21 protein-coding genes are annotated in these 17,906 nt (G+C 53.7%); 1 reads left to right on the forward strand and 20 read right to left on the reverse strand.

Going from position 1 to position 17,906, the window contains the following annotated elements; translation table 11 throughout:
- Positions 1-66: 66 nt before the first annotated feature.
- Positions 67-960 carry a hypothetical protein gene (locus HZB34_15565; GenBank protein MBI5317378.1) on the forward strand — a complete coding sequence of 298 codons (894 nt, stop codon included), beginning with the start codon at positions 67-69 and terminating at the stop codon, positions 958-960.
- A gap of 20 nt (positions 961-980) precedes the next feature.
- On the opposite strand, the gene HZB34_15570 is transcribed toward HZB34_15565, so the two are convergent.
- The 20 genes from HZB34_15570 to infA all read right to left on the reverse strand — a co-directional run bounded on the left by HZB34_15570 (position 981) and on the right by infA (position 17,892).
- Complete coding sequence (locus HZB34_15570; GenBank protein MBI5317379.1) at positions 981-2,246, reverse strand: GAF and ANTAR domain-containing protein; 1,266 nt, start codon at positions 2,244-2,246, stop codon at positions 981-983.
- A gap of 6 nt (positions 2,247-2,252) precedes the next feature.
- On the reverse strand, positions 2,253-3,395 hold the full coding sequence (locus HZB34_15575; protein MBI5317380.1) for a 3-dehydroquinate synthase: 1,143 nt from the start codon (positions 3,393-3,395) through the stop codon (positions 2,253-2,255).
- Positions 3,396-3,709: 314 nt separating this feature from the next.
- The gene (gene pilQ / locus HZB34_15580; protein MBI5317381.1) at positions 3,710-5,659 is read right to left on the reverse strand and encodes a type IV pilus secretin PilQ; all 1,950 of its coding nucleotides are present in this window, start codon (positions 5,657-5,659) and stop codon (positions 3,710-3,712) included.
- Complete coding sequence (locus HZB34_15585; protein MBI5317382.1) at positions 5,656-6,159, reverse strand: pilus assembly protein PilP; 504 nt, start codon at positions 6,157-6,159, stop codon at positions 5,656-5,658. Before HZB34_15585 ends, pilQ begins: the two co-directional genes overlap by 4 nt.
- A 67-nt stretch (positions 6,160-6,226) precedes the next feature.
- The gene (pilO, locus tag HZB34_15590) at positions 6,227-6,853 is read right to left on the reverse strand and encodes a type 4a pilus biogenesis protein PilO (GenBank protein ID MBI5317383.1); all 627 of its coding nucleotides are present in this window, start codon (positions 6,851-6,853) and stop codon (positions 6,227-6,229) included.
- Between the two features lie 5 nt (positions 6,854-6,858).
- Positions 6,859-7,410 carry a PilN domain-containing protein gene (locus HZB34_15595; protein MBI5317384.1) on the reverse strand — a complete coding sequence of 184 codons (552 nt, stop codon included), beginning with the start codon at positions 7,408-7,410 and terminating at the stop codon, positions 6,859-6,861.
- Positions 7,407-8,471, reverse strand: coding sequence for a type IV pilus assembly protein PilM (gene pilM, locus HZB34_15600; protein ID MBI5317385.1), 1,065 nt, complete (start codon positions 8,469-8,471; stop codon positions 7,407-7,409). The genes HZB34_15595 and pilM overlap by 4 nt, the downstream gene beginning before the upstream one ends.
- Positions 8,472-9,032: 561 nt before the next feature.
- Complete coding sequence (gene rapZ, locus HZB34_15605; GenBank protein MBI5317386.1) at positions 9,033-9,899, reverse strand: RNase adapter RapZ; 867 nt, start codon at positions 9,897-9,899, stop codon at positions 9,033-9,035.
- Between the two features lie 13 nt (positions 9,900-9,912).
- Complete coding sequence (gene raiA / locus HZB34_15610; protein MBI5317387.1) at positions 9,913-10,422, reverse strand: ribosome-associated translation inhibitor RaiA; 510 nt, start codon at positions 10,420-10,422, stop codon at positions 9,913-9,915.
- Between the two features lie 281 nt (positions 10,423-10,703).
- Positions 10,704-12,215, reverse strand: a complete 1,512-nt coding sequence (gene rpoN / locus HZB34_15615) for an RNA polymerase factor sigma-54 (protein ID MBI5317388.1) — start codon at positions 12,213-12,215, stop codon at positions 10,704-10,706.
- A gap of 19 nt (positions 12,216-12,234) precedes the next feature.
- On the reverse strand, positions 12,235-12,954 hold the full coding sequence (gene lptB, locus HZB34_15620) for an LPS export ABC transporter ATP-binding protein (GenBank protein ID MBI5317389.1): 720 nt from the start codon (positions 12,952-12,954) through the stop codon (positions 12,235-12,237).
- Between the two features lie 59 nt (positions 12,955-13,013).
- The gene (locus tag HZB34_15625) at positions 13,014-13,595 is read right to left on the reverse strand and encodes a hypothetical protein (GenBank protein MBI5317390.1); all 582 of its coding nucleotides are present in this window, start codon (positions 13,593-13,595) and stop codon (positions 13,014-13,016) included.
- On the reverse strand, positions 13,570-14,142 hold the full coding sequence (lptC, locus tag HZB34_15630) for an LPS export ABC transporter periplasmic protein LptC (GenBank protein ID MBI5317391.1): 573 nt from the start codon (positions 14,140-14,142) through the stop codon (positions 13,570-13,572). Before lptC ends, HZB34_15625 begins: the two co-directional genes overlap by 26 nt.
- 271 nt (positions 14,143-14,413) lie before the next feature.
- Entirely contained in the window at positions 14,414-14,836 is a 423-nt protein-coding gene (gene rplQ / locus HZB34_15635) for a 50S ribosomal protein L17 (protein ID MBI5317392.1), read from the reverse strand.
- Positions 14,837-14,854: 18 nt separating this feature from the next.
- Positions 14,855-15,856, reverse strand: a complete 1,002-nt coding sequence (locus tag HZB34_15640) for a DNA-directed RNA polymerase subunit alpha (GenBank protein ID MBI5317393.1) — start codon at positions 15,854-15,856, stop codon at positions 14,855-14,857.
- A gap of 80 nt (positions 15,857-15,936) precedes the next feature.
- A complete protein-coding gene (gene rpsD, locus HZB34_15645) occupies positions 15,937-16,563 on the reverse strand; it encodes a 30S ribosomal protein S4 (protein MBI5317394.1) in 627 nt (208 codons plus the stop codon).
- Between the two features lie 89 nt (positions 16,564-16,652).
- Positions 16,653-17,036, reverse strand: coding sequence for a 30S ribosomal protein S11 (rpsK, locus tag HZB34_15650; protein ID MBI5317395.1), 384 nt, complete (start codon positions 17,034-17,036; stop codon positions 16,653-16,655).
- 31 nt (positions 17,037-17,067) lie between these two features.
- Positions 17,068-17,454 (reverse strand): 30S ribosomal protein S13, encoded by a 387-nt coding sequence (gene rpsM, locus HZB34_15655; GenBank protein ID MBI5317396.1) that lies wholly within the window; start codon positions 17,452-17,454, stop codon positions 17,068-17,070.
- 90 nt (positions 17,455-17,544) lie between these two features.
- Positions 17,545-17,658 (reverse strand): 50S ribosomal protein L36, encoded by a 114-nt coding sequence (rpmJ, locus tag HZB34_15660; GenBank protein MBI5317397.1) that lies wholly within the window; start codon positions 17,656-17,658, stop codon positions 17,545-17,547.
- 15 nt (positions 17,659-17,673) lie between these two features.
- Positions 17,674-17,892: a translation initiation factor IF-1 gene (gene infA, locus HZB34_15665; protein ID MBI5317398.1), complete on the reverse strand. Its 219-nt coding sequence runs from the start codon at positions 17,890-17,892 to the stop codon at positions 17,674-17,676.
- Positions 17,893-17,906 lie beyond the last annotated feature (14 nt).

Raw genomic sequence — 17,906 nt, forward strand, 5'->3', positions numbered from 1 at the left:
TTGCCGGTGTCCTCGCCATTTAGGTTATGCTAAACTGGCTGCTGGCATATACAGTACGAATTGACGATGTCTAATCATTCACAACGTGCCCTTGTCCTGCTGATCGGAATCGCTATGATCCTGTCTGCCTGCGCGACTGGGCCTGATCTGGACGTCACGATCCATGAGTCCGAACGCGGCGCTGTGCACGTGGAACGGATTCCCGATCGGTCTTTTCACGCCGCTCACCCCGTGACGTTATCAGTAGATACGATGGCACGAGTCCTTCGCGGCGTGGTCGTCAAGGATAGCCGGGGGGTGGTCCTGGGAAACCTGATCCCCGGCAAGACAGTGGTCGATCGAGGGTTTGAGGACAAGGACATTGAGTACCTGGCGCCGCTGCTGGTCGCAGGACTCGCCAGGGCTGCATCGGACCAGCAGGTCGGGTTTCGCGTCGTCCAGGCCGGTGCATCAGCCAATTCGCAAATTGCCGGGCTGACTTTCTGCGTGGACTCCGTGCGTTTTCCCGGTACCTGTGAGTCTGACCTGCCATCGGGAGAAATATCCGAAGAATCGACGGCGGGTTTGCTCTATGCCTATGGACAGTCGCTGTATCTGACCTTGACCGAGTATCACTACCGGACGAAACGGGCCGAAACGAGTACCACAGCCAATCGGCGGATTTTCAATCCGTCAGGAATGGCAAACCGCACGGTACACTTCGTTCCGGAATCTGCCAAGCGCTCCGACAGCTATCGAACAGCGCTTTCAACCGATACAACTCTGGCAATCGACTACGGCCTGCTCGCCACAATGCCCGCCCCGGCAGAAATACGACCGACTGCCGCCCAACCACAGACACCTACGACGGGGAAACCCGCTCAGCGGGATACCGATATGGAGGAGGTGCGGAAAGAGTTGCAGGAGATCAAGAAAAAACTGGCTGAGCAGGAAGCGGGGCGGAACCGGTCAAAGCCGTAAAAGTCTCGCGCGTTTCTAATCTAGGCCCGATGTTTTTCAACCCGTTGGTCGAGTTCTCCGGCTAAGAGCACTGCTTCAGCTATCTCGCGCATCGACTTCCGCAAATCCATACTTTGCCGCTGAATGAGCTTGAAGGCCTCTTCTTCCGTCAGTCGCCTCGAACGCATCAGGTAACCCTTGGCCCGCTCCATGAGCTTTCGAACCGCCAGCGCCTCCTGCATCTCAAGGGACCTCTCGACCAGGGCCGTATGTTCGATGGCAATGGCAGCCTGATTGGCGATGGCCTGGAGCAGCTTGACCTCTTCGCCGGTAAACACATGCGGAATGGACGTATAGCTATTGATCACTCCCATCGCTTTTTCACGCACCATCATCGGCACCGATACCAAGGAGCAGAGCCCCTCCTGCTTGGCCATGTCCCGGTACACATAATCCCGGTCGGTGGTGACATCGGCCACAATGATCGGCCGGCGCTCCTTCACCGCGCGGCCACTGATCCCCTGCCCCACTTTCAAGTTCGCCTTGCGGCGATACTGTTCGCTGAGGCTCTGCGTCGCCTCGATCCGCAGCTCCCCGCTGGCTTCGTCCAACAACATGATTGAGCAGATCTTGGAGTTCATCAGTTGCGCGGTCATCGTCACCATGAGTTGCAGCACATCTTTGATCAGCCGGTTGGACGCGACGGTTTCCGAGACCTGCGACAGCGTTTCCACTTGCAAGGCTTTGCGTTGCATTTGATCGTAGAGTCTCGCGTTTTCAATCGCTCCTCCGACTTGATTGGCAATAGTCGAGAGTAATGCAATTTCATCCGCCTGATAGCGTTTTGGGCGTTTATGTTGAACATTGATCACGCCGACCACTTCTTTTTTGGCCATGATAGGCACGGAGACAAAGGCCTGGTAGCGGTCTTCGGGGAGGTTATGGAAAAACTTGAACCGTGGATCGTCGTTCGCATTGCTCGGGATTACGACGCGCGTTCGTTCCTGCGCAACCCACCCGGTAATGCCCTCTCCCAACCCGATCGTGATGCGGCCGATCAATTTGGGATGAGGGTTTTTCGAGGCTCGAAGGATGAGTTCATCTTGGGTATCTGACAAGAGATACAGGAGGCAGGCGTCCGCCTTGGTGACTTCGACGACTACTTCGACGATATGTTTGAGAATCGCTTCCAGATCCAGTTGGTTGCTGATCGACGCGGAGATGCGGTGGAGCACGTCCACTTCACGCGCTTTCTCACGTAAAGCCTGTTGGAGATGAGCCACTGATGGCGTGCGTGTGGTCGTCATAGCAATCTACCCTCGTGCGGAGACCTGACGGCGGCTCTGTATCCGACTCCCACGCCCATGTTTGTTCTGAAACCATGCTGCACAGATCTGTCGCTCGATCGGACGAATGATCACTTCCCCGACCTTCACCGGCCATACCCCGACGACCCGCCCTCCGAGTACCTTCTTATCATGTTGCATGGCGCCCCAGAGAGACGCAAAGGATGTCTGCGGGACCTGTTCGGATAACCCGGCTCGCTGCACCAAACTTCTGATCCGTTCGACAACTTCTGACCCACAGAGGCCCATGTGATAGGCCAAATCCGCTTCCTGCACCAACCCGATCCCGACCGCTTCTCCATGGATCAACCCATGATAGCCTGCGAGTGACTCCAGCGCATGACCTATCGTATGCCCATAATTGAGAATACGCCGGCGGTCCGACTCCCGCTCGTCTCCGGCAACCACCTGCGCTTTGATCTCGCAGGATCGCTGTATCACGCGCAGAACAGGCGCTTCTTCGAGTTTCAACAGAGCAGGAATCTCCTTTTCCAAAAACGCGAAGAACTCCTCGTCGGCAATGATGCCATATTTGATCACTTCGGCTAAACCGGCAATCCATTCGCGGCGGGGCAGGGTACGCAGCGTGAGAGGATCGATCCATACAGCGCACGGCTGATAAAATGCTCCGATCAGGTTCTTTCCCAAGCGATGGTCCACGCCGGTTTTGCCGCCGACACTGGAATCCACTTGAGCCACGAGTGTTGTCGGCACTTGGACGAACGGAATTCCCCGTTGATAGATTGCTGCAGCAAAGCCTGTAATATCACCGATGACGCCACCCCCAAGTGCCAGCAATAAGGACTTCCGCTCGAACTTCTGCGTCGCCAACTTATCGAGAATTTTGGCAATTGTGCCTAGCGTTTTTGTTCGTTCTCCTGGCGGCAAGATGATCGGGGTCGGATCGTATCCCGCTTTGCGAAGCGACCGAAGGACTCCTTGAAGATAACGGCTTGCCACATGCCGATCTGTCACAACCCCGATCTTCGAAGAAGTGGCAAGGGCCTTAAGCCTGTCACCCACTGATACAAGTAACCCGGGATGCAGAGCGATGTTGTAGCTTCGCTCCCCCAAGGTCACTGGGACAATCTGTTCTGCCACCGAAGCCATGCTCAACGACGGTCTTTCTTGGCTCAATATCCCGGTCGCCTGTCCCATCCATTTGAGGTTAGGAAGGTCTGGCTTCACCGCGCACTTTGTCTGAGGGAACGACGATTTTCGAGGGTCAACATCAGGGAGGATGGTATCACAACGGTTTGGTCCGCTGCTACGGCGGACCTCCGGAGGCAGGGCTGTCCCTCGAACCTTTATGTAGCGTTGGGGGCTGTTCTGGTGTCTGCTACGATGCTTGTCCAGGCCTGGCGAACTGGCCAGGCCCGAGAAAGGAGTAGGCAGACAGCGGGAGAGGGTTCCTTGAACGACCGCTACGAACTCTTCACGATACTCGGCGTCAAGAAGATCAGCAGCTCTTGTTTTGCGACAGCCTCGCTCTTCGACTTGAAGAGCCATCCCAAAACAGGTATGCGAGAGAGATAGGGGATACCTATCACACTGTTGGTCTGTTGATCGATAAAGACCCCGCCGACCACCATCGTTTCGCCATCGCGGATCAGGACCTGGGTATTGGCTTCGCGTCGGTCAATACTTGGACCGGCCGGATTGCTTCGTGCACCGACGGCATTTCTGGTCGCACGAACCTTCATCATGATCTGCTTACCTGTTTCCTTCGGATCACGGGAGGTAATCTGAGGAGTCACGTTCAGTTCCAAGTTCGCATCCACAAAGGTTGTCTGGGTCCCTTGGAGAGAAGTCGTCTGGAACGGGATCGATTCTCCCTGTGAGATCTTGGCCTCACGCTTGTCCAAGGTCGTGACCTTCGGTGCGGCAATGACTTTACTCAGACCGAGCAACTCACCTGCCGACAACCGCATGTCAAGCAACGCTCCATCAGTTTTCCCAATCGTAAACCCGACACCAGGGGTTGATGTCAATCCACCGACTGTCGCGGGAAGATTGACCAGAAAGTTAGACGTTTGAGCGCCAAATGCACCAGTCGTACCAGATTTGAAGTTCGCTACCGCCCCGCCCGAAAGCAGATTCACATTCTGGACACCCCACTGAACGCCCAGGGAACGGGAATAGGTCGTGTCGGCCTGGACTATCCTGGCTTCGATTTGGACTTGAGGTACTTCGAGGTCGAGCCCGTCGATCAGCTGCTTCATCACCCCAACCTTGCTCTCAGTATCCCGAACAATGAGGGCATTGGACCCCTGGCTCATTTGCATGAGCCCTCTCGGGCTCAAGTACTGCCGAAGGGACGTCATGAGTTCCATCGCTTGCAGGTTTCTGATATAGAATACTCGGTCAACCAGTTCCTCTGCCTTTATCTTTGCATCCTTCGCCTGAGCCTCTTCATTCTGCTGTTTCGCAATATTCGCCAACGTATCGATCCATAGGATATTGCCCTGTCTGATCTTGCCCAACCCGTTCATCTTCAAAATCATATCGAGCGCCTGATCCCAGGGCACACTCACAAGCTTCATCGTAACCTTGCTCTTGACCCCTTCACCGACAACCATGTTAAATCCGCTGACTTCGGCGATGAGACGCAGCACATTACTGATGTCGGCCTGTTGGAAATCCAGTGAAATGCGCCGGCCGATAAAGTGCGTTTCCCCAACAACCAAATCTTCCTTTGGCGTGCCTACCTCACCAGCATCTGCTCCGGATGTCATCTGAACCGGCTGTACGTAAAATTTCATTGGGTTGCGCTGAAAAAGTGCCGTTGTCCGCTGACCTACCCGAGAAGTGGCAGCCGCCTGGACCACCGGCATTACACGATTCTCTGATCCGATCGTTTCGACCGCCTCGCCACGGGATGAGTCCTTATCCGCCCCCACCTCTGTACCAACGCCCTCCCGAAGCGTCACAACAAGATTCGCCCCTTGCGGTTCAACTGAGTAGGCAACCGTACCGGTAAGATCTAATACCACCCGTACTCTATCACCATGATAACCCGTACGGACTCGCTTCAAGAACTGATGATTGACAGATATAGCAGGCTTACTGATGGCGGAAGCGACACCTGGAATGTCAATCAGGAGACGCCGTTCATCGAGACGCGTCACTTCATGATGCGGTAGTTTGCCGTCCCCCGAGATGACGACGCGGATGTCGTTCGTGCCACGCTGAACATCGATACTGGTCAGGATTGCTGCCCCTCCTCCCTCGATGCTCGAAGGCATACTTGAATCGTCGACAGAAACCTCGATTGGTGCTCCCAACGATGGTATGGCCATCGGGACAGTCAGCGCTCCCACCGCCGAGAGCACGCGAACGAATGCTGTGGTTGTTACGGTCTGCTTAGGTGTCATTCTGCGCCCTCTTTCGGGTGGAGGAGCTTGACATATTCCCGCTCCTGTTTACTCCCATACACATCTGTAAACCGCTCTTGCACCACAATACCTTTCTCCGTCACAGCACTTACCACGCCATTATTAGGACCGATACGCGTTCCTCGGCGCACTGTGTATCCATTTCCATCAGGCGTCTGGACCATAGCCGTGTTGCCATACGCCCCCCATACGACAGCAATCAGATTCATCTCCGTCAGCCCGACACGTTGGAGCGGAGGTAACGAGGGGTCGATCGTCCCGACTCCCAATTGTTGCAACACCGGCACGAAGGGATCGCGACGCCCGGACGGGTCATAGGAACGTGTGCTTATTGGCTCCACCGTTGAATTGGGTGCGACTGGTTGAGCAGTCTGATCGCCGGCTACCGCGGTTGGTGCTTGCTCCGTCTCCGCAAAGCACAGGCCGACTGAGACAAGGAGGCACGCACATCCAAGCAGAGCTATTTTTGTTGTCTTCATGGTCAATTGCTCATTTTCACAGGTGACATCCATCGCTTGGGCCTCGAACTGCTGACGACACTGTGCCCTATTTTTTCTGAGGGCTCGCAGGAACCGCCGCAGCCAGCTTGACTTCCTCTGGCGCCGCATAGGCAACAAGGTCAAACACCGTTTGGGTGACAAACCGCCCCCTCTCAACCTTTGGAGCTCCCATCTTAAGGCCGGATACGGTCACAATTCTTGGCAATGCGTTGATTCGGTCGAAAAACAAGGCCGCGGTATGGTAGCCACCAGAGACCTCGACATTGACCGGCATCTTGACAAATAGTTTCGATGGATCTTCGGTCTTGGCACTGGGTTTCCACAGCTTAATGTCAAGCCCAAGACGAATCCCTAGATCTGATACCTGCTTGAGCAACATCACTGCCTCCTCTTCAGGCGGCAATCGCTCTTTCTTTTTCGCGAGTTCGATCTCAAGTTGCTTGTTGGCAGCAATGAGTTCATCAAGATGCCTGACTTTAATGGTCAATGTTTGAATCTGAGTGTCGAGCCCGCCAATCTCCCCCTGGAGCGCTGCGATCTCCGTAGACTTTGGCTCAGCGACATAATAGTAGAAGCCCACGATAATCCCGGCGAGAACCATCACTAAAAGCCCCACCTTCTGAACCAATGGGATCGACCGCAAGAGGTCAAGATTTACAGCAGGTAGCTTCATGGTTCTTAACCTTTGAGACGGAAGCCCAGTTTGAACTGATAGATATTGAGTTGATTCTCCACCGCCGCTCGGCTCTCTTGGAGATTGATATTCGTGAAATAGTCGGTCCGGCGCAGGTTGTTCACGAATTCCACCACATCGTCATTGGTTGCCGCACGACCTTCAAGCTCGATCTCGTTTGCAGTGACCGCCACTCTCACGAGCCACACCTTCAGCGGTTCTAGGCTCTGGCTGACATGGTCGAGCACCTTGACAGGGCCGACACGCGACTTTTCCAATTCGTCGATAATTCGGTTTTTGTCTTCCAGGACTTTCTTCCGACTCTCGAAATCGGAAACCTGCTTCACTTGCTCCTTCAGTTGTGCAACTTGCTTTTCCTTGTCAAGCTTTTCGGCCTGCCGTGCGGTGATCTCTTCATCGAGTGCCGCCGAATACCACCAGCACCCTGCGAGGGTGATAAACAACACGCCTACACCCAACAACGCCTGTGCCCTGACATCATACTGAGGCTTGGCCTTGTGCCCCTTGGGTCCAGGCAGTAAATTAATGCGAATCATCGATCCCCTACCGATCTGAGCGCCAATCCAACCCCCACGGCGGCCAGCGGAGCCATTTCAGCTAGCTCATTCTGATCAAAACCACTTCCTGAGGTGTCGATTTCACCGAACGGATTCGCAACTTCGACAATGGCTTGCATCCGGTCACTCAGCTGCGGGACCAAACCCTTGACCTGCGCGCCCCCTCCGCACAAAAGCACCTGCTGAACATCCACATCCGACATGGTTGACTTGAAATAATCGATGGTCCGAGCAATTTCCGACGCCACCTCTGCATTGACACTGTCGACGACCGTCGTCAATGTGGCCTCATTGCTCCCCACCGAACGCCCGCCTTTCTTCGTTTCCTCTGCTTCATCATAGGACATCCCCAATTCCCGCTGAATCGCTTCCGTATAGCGATTTCCCCCGATGGGAATATCACGCGTAAACAGCGAGGTGCCGCCTCGAACAATATTGACATTCATGACACTCGCGCCGATATTGACGAGCGCGGTCGTTTCCTCCTGCGAAACGGGGTAGTTGATCGCATGCATGTTTTCGATTGCGAAAGCATCGACATCCATGACGATCGGAAGCAGCCCGGCCCCTTTGACAAGTTCGGTCAGCTCATTGATCTTGTCCTTCTTGGCTGCTACGAGAATGATCGACATCTCTCCCTGGGTATCACCCGTTGCTTCCGAAGAAGGCAATACGCTGAAGTCGATGTTCACTTCATTTATGTCGAAGGGGATGTACTGCTCCGCAGCAAGCCGTACCTGCCCTTCCAACTCCTCTTCAGGCATCGGCGGCAGGCTGATTTTTTTAATAATCACCGCGTGGCCGGAAATCGACACCGCAACTTGCTTCACCTTGATCTTCGTTTCCTCAAACAACTCCTTAATCGCCGATACCACTCGCCCCTCATCCATCACCGTGCCATCGACGATGACCTCCGGCTCGAGTGGTTTGAAGCCAAACTTCTGGAGAATGTATCGCCCACGGCTTTCTTTCAACTGAACGAGTTTGATCCCGCTTGACCCGATATCCAACCCGACGAGCTGCCGCTTCGGGGTGAACATCGAAAACAAGTCCGTTTCGGCTAGACTTTTAAATGAACTCAACATACGTGCCCCTGACTGTACATGACTATTCGCGGAGCGCAAATCTTTATGTGAATTTCACGCAGTATGTCCCTCATGACCGTACTCCAACGAACTTGACCGCTCCAAATAAGGAAAATATTTCTAGAACCTATCTCAAAATCGATTTGCGAAGACAGAGCAGTTTCGCTTTATGAGTATCCGCCATGAGCAACCTGCAGAATCCTTGGAAATATGCCGTCACTACACTGGAGTTCGCATGCGTGAACGCTCGGCGGGCTACCAGCATTTCTCTTCACTCAGCGCGCCCTGACAAATACTCCTGATCCCTCTAAACTTATTATGAGAAGCCACTTCGGCGTGAATCAGATCCGTCAAGTGTCTAGATGGCGCGGCTACAGTGAAGCCCGGCTTTATGCACAGGCTAAGTATAGTTCATGGCCGCCACCTGTCAAGCAAATCACTGTCGATACACAGGCCTGAAAACAAGCCTAATGGTTGTAATATTGCAGTAGAAGAGCGGGCTAGAAGCTCTGAGGATTATTGCCTGTCGAGATCGCGATGCGCGGCAGTCACTTGATAACCAAGCGCTGAAAAACTTTCTTGGAGCCGACCTGCAATCGCCACGGACCGATGTCGTCCCCCTGTGCAGCCAATCCCAACATTCACATAGCTCCGGCGTTCTCGTTCAAAAAGAGGAATGAGAAATTTAAAGAAGCCCTCCAGCTGCCCGACGAAGGCAATGGCGTCCGGATCGGTCAACACATAGGTCCGCACCCGTGGGTCCTCTCCTGTCAATGGCTTGAGGTCAGGAACGAAGAATGGATTCCGCAAAAACCTGACGTCGAACAAGAGGTCGATGTCGTACGGTACGCCGAACTTGTAACCGAATGTCACGAGTGAAATGGTTAACTTGTGCGGCGCATCCTCCCGTCTGAACTCCCTGATCAACAACTCCCGCAACTCATGCACCGTCAAATCCGAGGTATCAATGATCCGGTCTGCGTGGCGCCGTAGATCGGCGAGACGATCTTTTTCAAACCGGACTCCTTCCAATACAGGGAGATGAGATAGGAGCGGATGGGGCCTCCGAGACTCAGAGAATCGACGAACCAGCACTTCCTCACGGGCTTCAAAGAATACTAACTCAACCGCGTGACCGAGCACCTTGACTCGATCGAGAATCCCCACGAGATTGGAAAAGAATACACGCTCCCTGACATCTATGCCGAGCGCAACATTCTTAATTTCGCCCCCCTGCTGGTGGCATAACTCGACAAAGGCTGGCAGAAGAGCCGGCGGTAAATTATCAGTGCAGAAATACCCAACGTCTTCCAAACACTTGAGGGCATGCGACTTTCCTGAACCTGAAAGACCGCTGATCACAACCAAGTTGAGTCCGGCCATACCTGCCTGCCCCTTACGGATCGATCAAGATCATTCGATTACGGTCTACACGCTGCAGAATCTGCAGCTTTCCAGAAGCCAGCGCAGTGAACACCAGTAATGAACCAGGCAGAGAATTTAATTGACGTTTGGCATCTTCGAGAGTCAGGACAGGTCGGACCGGACGGATGACTTCCAGTTCCTCTTCTTCATTACGGGGAACAGGAGGAGAGACCTTACGCGACAACCGCTTCGCCGGCTCTTTATGATCAGCCTGACGTTCCTTGTGTTTTCTGATCTGGGCTCCCAAGCGATCCACAAGCTGGTCGACCGTTGCGTACATTTCAGGCGTTGAAGCTTTTGCCTGAATTCTTCTCCCTTGTATCGTACAGACGACTTCCGCACTATGCTGAAGTTTGCTCACACTGAGAATCACGGACAGATGGCTCAGCGCCACTTCATATCGCACCAGCCGCTCAAACCGGCTTTCAATGTGTTGTCTGAGGGCCGGTGTTATCACAAGGCGTCGTCCTGTAATTTTCATAGGCATTCATCCTTTCGAGCGAATAACTCCGGCTCCTCTGTGGCATAGACTCTGTCTCTGTACTCTAAGCATCCATACCACCTAAGAGAGATACCGGGCAGGAAGCACCGACGAGTGGTGATGGTCGACGCATGGTAGGTGAGCGAGGCTGGTAAGACCGGTTGATCTGGTTCATCTAGTTTGCATTCTACATCTGGTTAATCTCTTTCAACCACACACCAGACAGACCAGACAAACCCGATATCGAGCTTCATACGTTGGCGGGTTTTTTCAGCACTCTGCTAAAAGAATCGCTTGCGCTGAGTGGCGGATGGGATATGCTCTTCCGCCCGATACTTGGCTACCGTCCGCCGGGCGATCACAACTTTCTGTGTAAGCAGCCGCGCGGCGATCTCCTCGTCCTTGAGCGGGTGGCTCACATCTTCTTCTGCCACCATTTTCCGAATCATCTCCCTCACTGTCACGGACGACATCATATCGGAGGGCTGATCCGCCCGCTGCAAACCTGCGTTGAAGAAGAATTTCAGTTCCAACATCCCTTGTGGGCAGTACATATACTTATTGGCTGTCACACGGCTGATGGTCGACTCATGCATCCCAATATCCTCAGCCACTTGCTTCAGCACCAACGGCTTGAGATACTGCACGCCCTTTTCAAAAAACTGCTCTTGAAATTTCACGATACTCGACACCACCTTTACGATCGTCCTGTTTCTCTGATCGATACTCCGAATAACCCATTGCGCTGCCCGCAGTTTTTCGTCCAGATAGGCTTTTGTTTCAGCCGCCCCATTCTCACTTGCCCCCATCAATTGCTTGTAGTATGGGCTGATGCGCATACGGGGCAGCCCATCGTCGTTCAGCAATACCACCCATTCCCCTTCGTTCTTGACAACGAATACATCGGGGACAATCACATAGTTTTGTGTGTTCGTAAACGGTCGTCCGGGCTTCGGCTCGAGCACTTCGATGACCTTGGTAGCCTGAAACACCTCCTCTACCGTGACATCTAAGGCTTTCGCGATCCTCGCATACTGTTTCTTCTCCAAGTCTTTGAGGTGGTGTTGAACAATGGCTTCAACAATCGAGCCCTTCAAGGCGCCGGGCCTGGCCCCCAGAGAACCCATGGGACTCTTTCCCAAATGTCCGATCTGCAAGAGCAAGCATTCCGCAAGGTCTCGCGCCGCCACGCCAGTCGGATCAAAGCTTTGAACGTCCTTGAGGACTGACTCCGCTTCCACCTCGGTGAAGTCGGTGCCATCGACGATCTCCGCGAGAGGCATGCGCAGATAACCATCATCGTCAAGGTTACCAATGATCAACCGCCCGATCCCCTTTTCACGGTCGGATAAACCGGAAAACGACAGCTGCCAGAGGAGATGGTCTTCCAAGGATGTCGCTTTCGACATGGTTTGTTCATAGGAAGGAAACTCCTCCTGTGAGGAGGACTGCGATTCAGACCCCCCGATGCGACGATCACTTCCAAAGTACTCTTCCCAACCGGCCGCTGAAATCTCATCCGGCGTGTCTCGTTCTTCCGGAGTCGACTCTTCCACATTCGACGGCTCACTATCCGCCGATGCCGCAGCATCTTCCGCCTTTTCCTCGGCACCTGTCGCCTCGCTTTCCTCCGCCTCAGTGGGGATATCCTCTAAGAGCGGATTCTCCATCAAATGCTGGGTTAGACTCTGCTGCAGCTCGAGTCTGGACAATTGCAGCAGCTTGATCGCCTGCTGCAATTGTGGAGTCATGATCAGCTTTTGACTCAGCCGAAGATCGAGCCTGAGCTTCATGCGCGCAGATCCTTCAGCATCATAACTTGAACCGTTCCCCTAAATAGACAGCCCGAGCCGCCTCACTCTTGACGATGAATTCAGGAGGACCCGCCTCAAGAATCAGCCCTTCATTGATGATGTAGGCCCGATCCGTGATGGAAAGCGTTTCCTGAACATTGTGATCGGTGATCAAAATTCCGATCTCTTTTTCTTTCAATCGCTTAATAATCTGCTGGATGTCCGCAACCGCGATCGGATCTATTCCTGCAAAAGGTTCATCGAGCAACATGAATAACGGGCTCGTCGCAAGTGCTCTAGTAATTTCTAACCGCCGGCGTTCCCCACCCGACAAGGCATAGGCCATGCTCGTTCGAATAGGAGAGAGGTCCAGCTCCTTCAGGAGCATATCGACTCGATCCCGACGTTCTGCACGAGAGTAGTCCAGCATTTCAAGAATTGCCAGAATATTATCTTCAACAGACAAGCGTCGAAACACAGATGATTCTTGAGGCAAATATCCTATTCCTTTCCGCGCGCGTCGGTACATCGGAAGATCGGTAATCACCTCTTCACCGAGTGAGATCGCCCCCTCATCTGGCTGACACAGACCAACGAGCATATCGAAAATAGTGGTTTTCCCAGCCCCGTTGGGCCCCAGTAATCCCACGACTTCACCAGCGCAGACCTCGATCGAGACTCCTTTTACGACTTTGCGCGAGCGAAAACTTTTCACCAATTCCTTCGCGCGCAGACCGATCGTTTTCGCACCAATCACCGGAGAGCCAGTCGACGCGGCTCGCCCCTGAATTGCCTCGATCACTTGGCTGCTCTCCCCTCTGGCTCGATCCGCACATGCGAGCCACCTTCCACCACACTCCGGTCTTCCGCCAGAAACATCGTGATTTGCTTGCCGCTGACCCTTGTTCCCTTATCCCAAGCCACCGGATCACCTGTCAGCACGATCTTATCCCCCTCATGATAATAGACCGCTTTCTCACAGGTCGCACTCCCCGAATCCTTCTCGATTTTTACACGTCCAGTCGCCTCAATCCTATTGACCGATCGATTCGACACCGCCGGCACAGCATCAGGCCCTTTCGATATCTCGCCGCCTTTGACGGATTGATGCCCTTTCTGGTTCTGACTCGTCACTGGGTCTTGTTCGCGAAACATCACCACCATGCGATCGGAATGGACAATCAGTGATCCACGAGTCAGTACAACCTCGCCTTCAAAGACCGCCTGGCTATCCTGATTCTTTACGGTCATCTTCTTGGCCGTAATGGTCGTGCTTACCGCGCTCTCACCACCACCTTTGGGGAGGGCAGCGTTAGCCGACTCACTTAATGAAGCTATCCCAAGCGGGACCAAGTTAAGAAGCAGGAGCCAAATCCACATGGACATCCTCAAGGACTTCAAACTCTTCGCGGTCCAAATGGCCCAACAACCCACGACCCGTCACCTCTAGCCCATGACCCACGATACGGACGGGATCCTGCGTGCGAATCTCTCTCGTCTGATCAGTCCAAGCCAGGTGGTTGGTATAGATCACGTATCCACTTTCGGTTTGAATCACGAGTGGTTCTGATCGATTCGCGAGGACAAAGTTCTTCGTCTCTGTATTCAATGTCCCTTCATCTCCTGTCACCGTCAATTCTTTCCCCTGCCGCCCAAAGAGTGTGACTGCGACGGTTTGGAGTATCGCCTGCTTGTTCCGTTCAAAAACCCGAGCCTCTTGCGCCTGCACCTGCCACTGGACCGTATCGCCCTTCGTGTGCGTAAACATAAACTGGGAAACAGTGGCATCGGCTGTGTCTATAGATCCGGACACAGCCGCCGTCGGGGTGGGCGCCGTTGTCGAATTGGTTATCAGCAGGTACCCAAGAAAACAAGCTAAGACCACACTGAGCGTTAGTAAACCTCCCCGTACCCATCGTTGCCACACCTTGTCCCTGTACCTTTTTCAGTAGCATGTAGGAAACTGGCACGATAGTAGCATGGGCTCAAAACCAAGTAAACTTATGCCACAACCCCGGCATAGTCTGTTCAGTATAGAAATGGAATGAATGAGATAGGAAATGACCGAAACGATAACAAGACAGTGGGTTCTAGCGCAGGCTACGGTTGAGGTCAAAGCTGAGCAAGAATTAAATTGTTCTAGACCTTTACCTCAGCCTCTCCCTCCTAATTTCTCCGACGGAAATTTCAGCAACCTGCTAGCTGGCTGCCGGACTCGCAGGCGTTGATGCAGCAGGGGCCTGTTTCTTGGCAGCCGTAGTATCCGGTCGCGTGACGAGTTCGATTGCAACAAGCTTTGCGGCATCGCCGATCCGCCGCCTCGTCTTCACCATCCTCGTATAGCCACCGGAGCGATCTTTAAATCGAACCGCCACGTCGCTGAACAATTTTGAGACAACGTCCTTACTCCGAATAAATGCGAGGGCTTGCCGACGAGCGGGTAATGTTCCCGCCTTGCCAAGCGTGATCATCCGATCCGTAAATCCTCGAATTTCCTTCGCCTTGGCCTCTGTCGTCTCGATACGTTCATGTTCGAGCAACGAGGTTACGAGGCTTCTGAACAGAGCCCACCGATGTTTCGTCTGTCGCCCAAGCTGTCTGCCTTTTTTTCTATGACGCACGGAGTCCCTCTTGTTTCGTTACTCGCTCTTCTGACCGCCGCTGCTCTGTTGCGCTCCGTCCAGCTTCACACCAAGCCCCAAACCCATCTCCGTCAAGATTTCTTTAATTTCGTTGAGCGATTTCTTCCCGAAATTCTTCGTCCTCAACATCTCTCCTTCGGTCTTCTGCACGAGATCTGCAATGGTTTTGATGTTCGCATTCTTCAAACAGTTTGCAGCGCGAACTGACAGCTCCAACTCGTTTACGCTACGGAACAGATGCTTGTTGACTTCCCGTTGCCCTTCATCGCCTCCGAGATCGGCACGCCCTTCGACTCGTTCATCGGGATTGATAAAGATATCGATGTGATCACGCAAAATGCCTGCCGCCGTAGACACGGCATCGCGCGGCGAGATGGTCCCATCCGTCCAGACTTCCAAAGTCAGCTTGTCGTAATCGGTCATGCGTCCGACACGAGCATTCTCCACATGAAAGTTCACGCGCTTGATCGGTGAAAACACCGAGTCAATCGCAATCACACCGATCGGCAACCCTTCTTCCTTATTTCGCTCGGCAGGCACATAGCCCCGTCCATGCTTCACCGTCATTTCCATATCGAACGAGGCATCTTTGTCCAACGTCGCAATATGGAGATTCGGGGTTAAGATGGTGACGTCCGCGTCATGAATAATATCGGAGCCCTTTGCTTCGCCCGGCCCTTTTTTCTTGAGGCGGAGCGTCTTCGGCTTATCGGTGTGTAAGGCAAGCCGCAGTCCTTTGACATTCAAAATAATTGAAGTCACATCCTCTGTGATCCCAGGGATCGTGGAAAACTCGTGCAGGACCCCCTCAATTTTCACCGTAGTCACAGCCGCACCAGTCAGCGACGACAACAGCACACGCCGTAATGCGTTGCCGACCGTGGTCCCAAATCCACGCTCATAGGCTTCAGTCGTAAACCTGCCGAACGTTTGAGAATGCGTGTCCTTGTCGACTTCCACCCGCATCGGGATCTGAAAGTCTTTCATTGCTTTAATCATGACTCCCCCTTCATCTCATCGAATAGCCGACAGCTGAGCAGGACCAGTTCACGGCAGAAACCGGCTTCCACAATCCACGCCTACCTGGAATACAATTCCACCACCATCTGCTCATTCACCGGCAACGAAATCTGGTCTTTCGACGGCAGTGCTCGCACCGTCCCCCTAAAGGCTGTCTTGTCGAGATCCAACCACTCTGGAATGCCTCGTCCCTCGACAGACTCCAAAGCCGTTTGGATCGAAACCAATGTGCGGCTTCGCTCCCTAACGCTGATGACATCTCCCGCTTTGACCTGTGCACCAGGCACATTGATTTTTCGGCCATTCATGGTCAGATGTCCGTGGCTCACCAGTTGCCTGGCTTCTTTTCGCGAGGCGCCGAACCCTAATCGGTAGGCGACATTGTCCAACCGGCATTCCAGCAAGCGCAGGAGCACTTCTCCTGTAATACCGGACTGGCGCTCCGCGCGCTCAAACACTCCGCGAAACTGGCACTCCATCAAACCGTAAATTCTGCGGAGCTTCTGTTTCTCTCTCAGCTGCGTGCTGTACTCAGAGTTCCTCGGACGCTTTTGCCCATGCTGTCCAGGAGGATAGCTTCGTCGCTCGATAGCGCACTTCTCTGTCATACAGCGCGAACCTTTCAGAAACAATTTCTCACCTTCTCGCCGACACAACCGACAGACGGGACCGCGATACTTTGCCACTGCTTCCTCCTCGTTCTTCGTTAACCGTTACTCAATAACCGGGTTTCCTGTCCTGCCGCTTCACGTATCACGATGAACGATCCACTTCTTCAGACACGACGCCGCTTAGGGGGACGGCATCCGTTGTGGGGGATCGGTGTCACATCTCGAATCATATGGATCCGCAATCCAGCGGACTGGAGAGAGCGAATCGCCGATTCACGACCGGACCCAGGCCCGTTCACATACACATCCACTGAGCGCATTCCGCTCTCCATCGCTTTGCGCGCCGCAGCCTCGCCGGCTCGCTGAGCGGCGAAGGGCGTGCTTTTGCGAGAGCCCTTGAAGCCTTGGTTCCCCGAGCTTGCCCATACGATCGTATTGCCGCTCATGTCGGTAATCGTGACGATCGTGTTATTGAAGGAGGCTTGGACGTGAGCCACCCCGCTCTGCACAATCCGACGTTCTTTCTTTTTCCCTTTTTTGATGCTCATGACAGCTCCCTACTCAAGTAACGGCCACGCCCTAGGCTGGGCGCGCAGGCGGTTTTGGTTTACTTCCCACACCGGAACGGCGACCTTTTCTCGTCCGCGCATTGGTCTTGGTCCGCTGGCCGCGGACGGGCAACCCTTTCCGATGGCGCAGCCCACGGTACGTGCCACTATCGATCAATCGTTTGATGTTCATCGAGAAAGTCTTTCGTAGGTCACCTTCGACCTGAAAGCCTTCCTGAATAATCTCACGGATTTTGACGATGTGCTCTTCGCTCAAGTCCTTGACGCGAATTGCTCCGTCGATCCCGGCCTTCTCCAAGATAGAGAGCGCGGACGCCCGCCCAATCCCATAGACATACGTCAGGCCGATGTCCGCCCGCTTCTCTCTCGGCAAATCCACTCCGGAAATACGAGCCATCTCTCTCTCCCTTCGGTCGAGTCGTGAAACGTTATTCGTGAGTCGTGAATCGCAAAAACGAGACCGCTTAACGATTAACGAATAACGTCTTCAACCCTGCCGTTGCTTGTGCCGCGGATTCTCGCAGAGAATTCGCACCACACCTTTGCGCCGAACCACCTTACACTTTGCGCAGATCGGCTTGACGGATGATCTCACCTTCATAACTCGTTTGCACTCCTACTTAAATCGATAGGTAATCCGCCCACGTGTCAGATCGTACGGCGACAGTTCCACCGTGACCTTATCGCCGGGAAGAATACGGATGAAGTGCATTCGCATTTTCCCGGAAATGTGCGCGAGAATCTTATGGCCATTGTCCAATGACACACGGAACATCGCATTCGGTAGCGTTTCATTCACTGTGCCTTGAATTTCGATCACATCTTCTTTCGGCACTACCTCTACCCCTT

This window comes from Nitrospirota bacterium (assembly GCA_016219645.1).
Taxonomy (GTDB): Bacteria; Nitrospirota; Nitrospiria; order Nitrospirales; family Nitrospiraceae; genus Palsa-1315.

What these genes read in the sequence shown, in the direction of transcription:
- HZB34_15565 (MBI5317378.1), top strand. Translation starts at nt 67, where the DNA reads ATGTCTAATCATTCACAACGTGCCCTTGTCCTGCTGATCGGAATCGCT.
- HZB34_15570 (MBI5317379.1), bottom strand. Translation starts at nt 2,246, where the DNA reads ATGACGACCACACGCACGCCATCAGTGGCTCATCTCCAACAGGCTTTA.
- HZB34_15575 (MBI5317380.1), bottom strand. Translation starts at nt 3,395, where the DNA reads ATGGCTTCGGTGGCAGAACAGATTGTCCCAGTGACCTTGGGGGAGCGA.
- pilQ (MBI5317381.1), bottom strand. Translation starts at nt 5,659, where the DNA reads ATGACACCTAAGCAGACCGTAACAACCACAGCATTCGTTCGCGTGCTC.
- HZB34_15585 (MBI5317382.1), bottom strand. Translation starts at nt 6,159, where the DNA reads ATGAAGACAACAAAAATAGCTCTGCTTGGATGTGCGTGCCTCCTTGTC.
- pilO (MBI5317383.1), bottom strand. Translation starts at nt 6,853, where the DNA reads ATGAAGCTACCTGCTGTAAATCTTGACCTCTTGCGGTCGATCCCATTG.
- HZB34_15595 (MBI5317384.1), bottom strand. Translation starts at nt 7,410, where the DNA reads ATGATTCGCATTAATTTACTGCCTGGACCCAAGGGGCACAAGGCCAAG.
- pilM (MBI5317385.1), bottom strand. Translation starts at nt 8,471, where the DNA reads ATGTTCACCCCGAAGCGGCAGCTCGTCGGGTTGGATATCGGGTCAAGC.
- rapZ (MBI5317386.1), bottom strand. Translation starts at nt 9,899, where the DNA reads ATGGCCGGACTCAACTTGGTTGTGATCAGCGGTCTTTCAGGTTCAGGA.
- raiA (MBI5317387.1), bottom strand. Translation starts at nt 10,422, where the DNA reads ATGAAAATTACAGGACGACGCCTTGTGATAACACCGGCCCTCAGACAA.
- rpoN (MBI5317388.1), bottom strand. Translation starts at nt 12,215, where the DNA reads ATGAAGCTCAGGCTCGATCTTCGGCTGAGTCAAAAGCTGATCATGACT.
- HZB34_15625 (MBI5317390.1), bottom strand. Translation starts at nt 13,595, where the DNA reads ATGTGGATTTGGCTCCTGCTTCTTAACTTGGTCCCGCTTGGGATAGCT.
- HZB34_15640 (MBI5317393.1), bottom strand. Translation starts at nt 15,856, where the DNA reads ATGATTAAAGCAATGAAAGACTTTCAGATCCCGATGCGGGTGGAAGTC.
- rpsK (MBI5317395.1), bottom strand. Translation starts at nt 17,036, where the DNA reads ATGAGCATCAAAAAAGGGAAAAAGAAAGAACGTCGGATTGTGCAGAGC.
- rpsM (MBI5317396.1), bottom strand. Translation starts at nt 17,454, where the DNA reads ATGGCTCGTATTTCCGGAGTGGATTTGCCGAGAGAGAAGCGGGCGGAC.
- rpmJ (MBI5317397.1), bottom strand. Translation starts at nt 17,658, where the DNA reads ATGAAGGTGAGATCATCCGTCAAGCCGATCTGCGCAAAGTGTAAGGTG.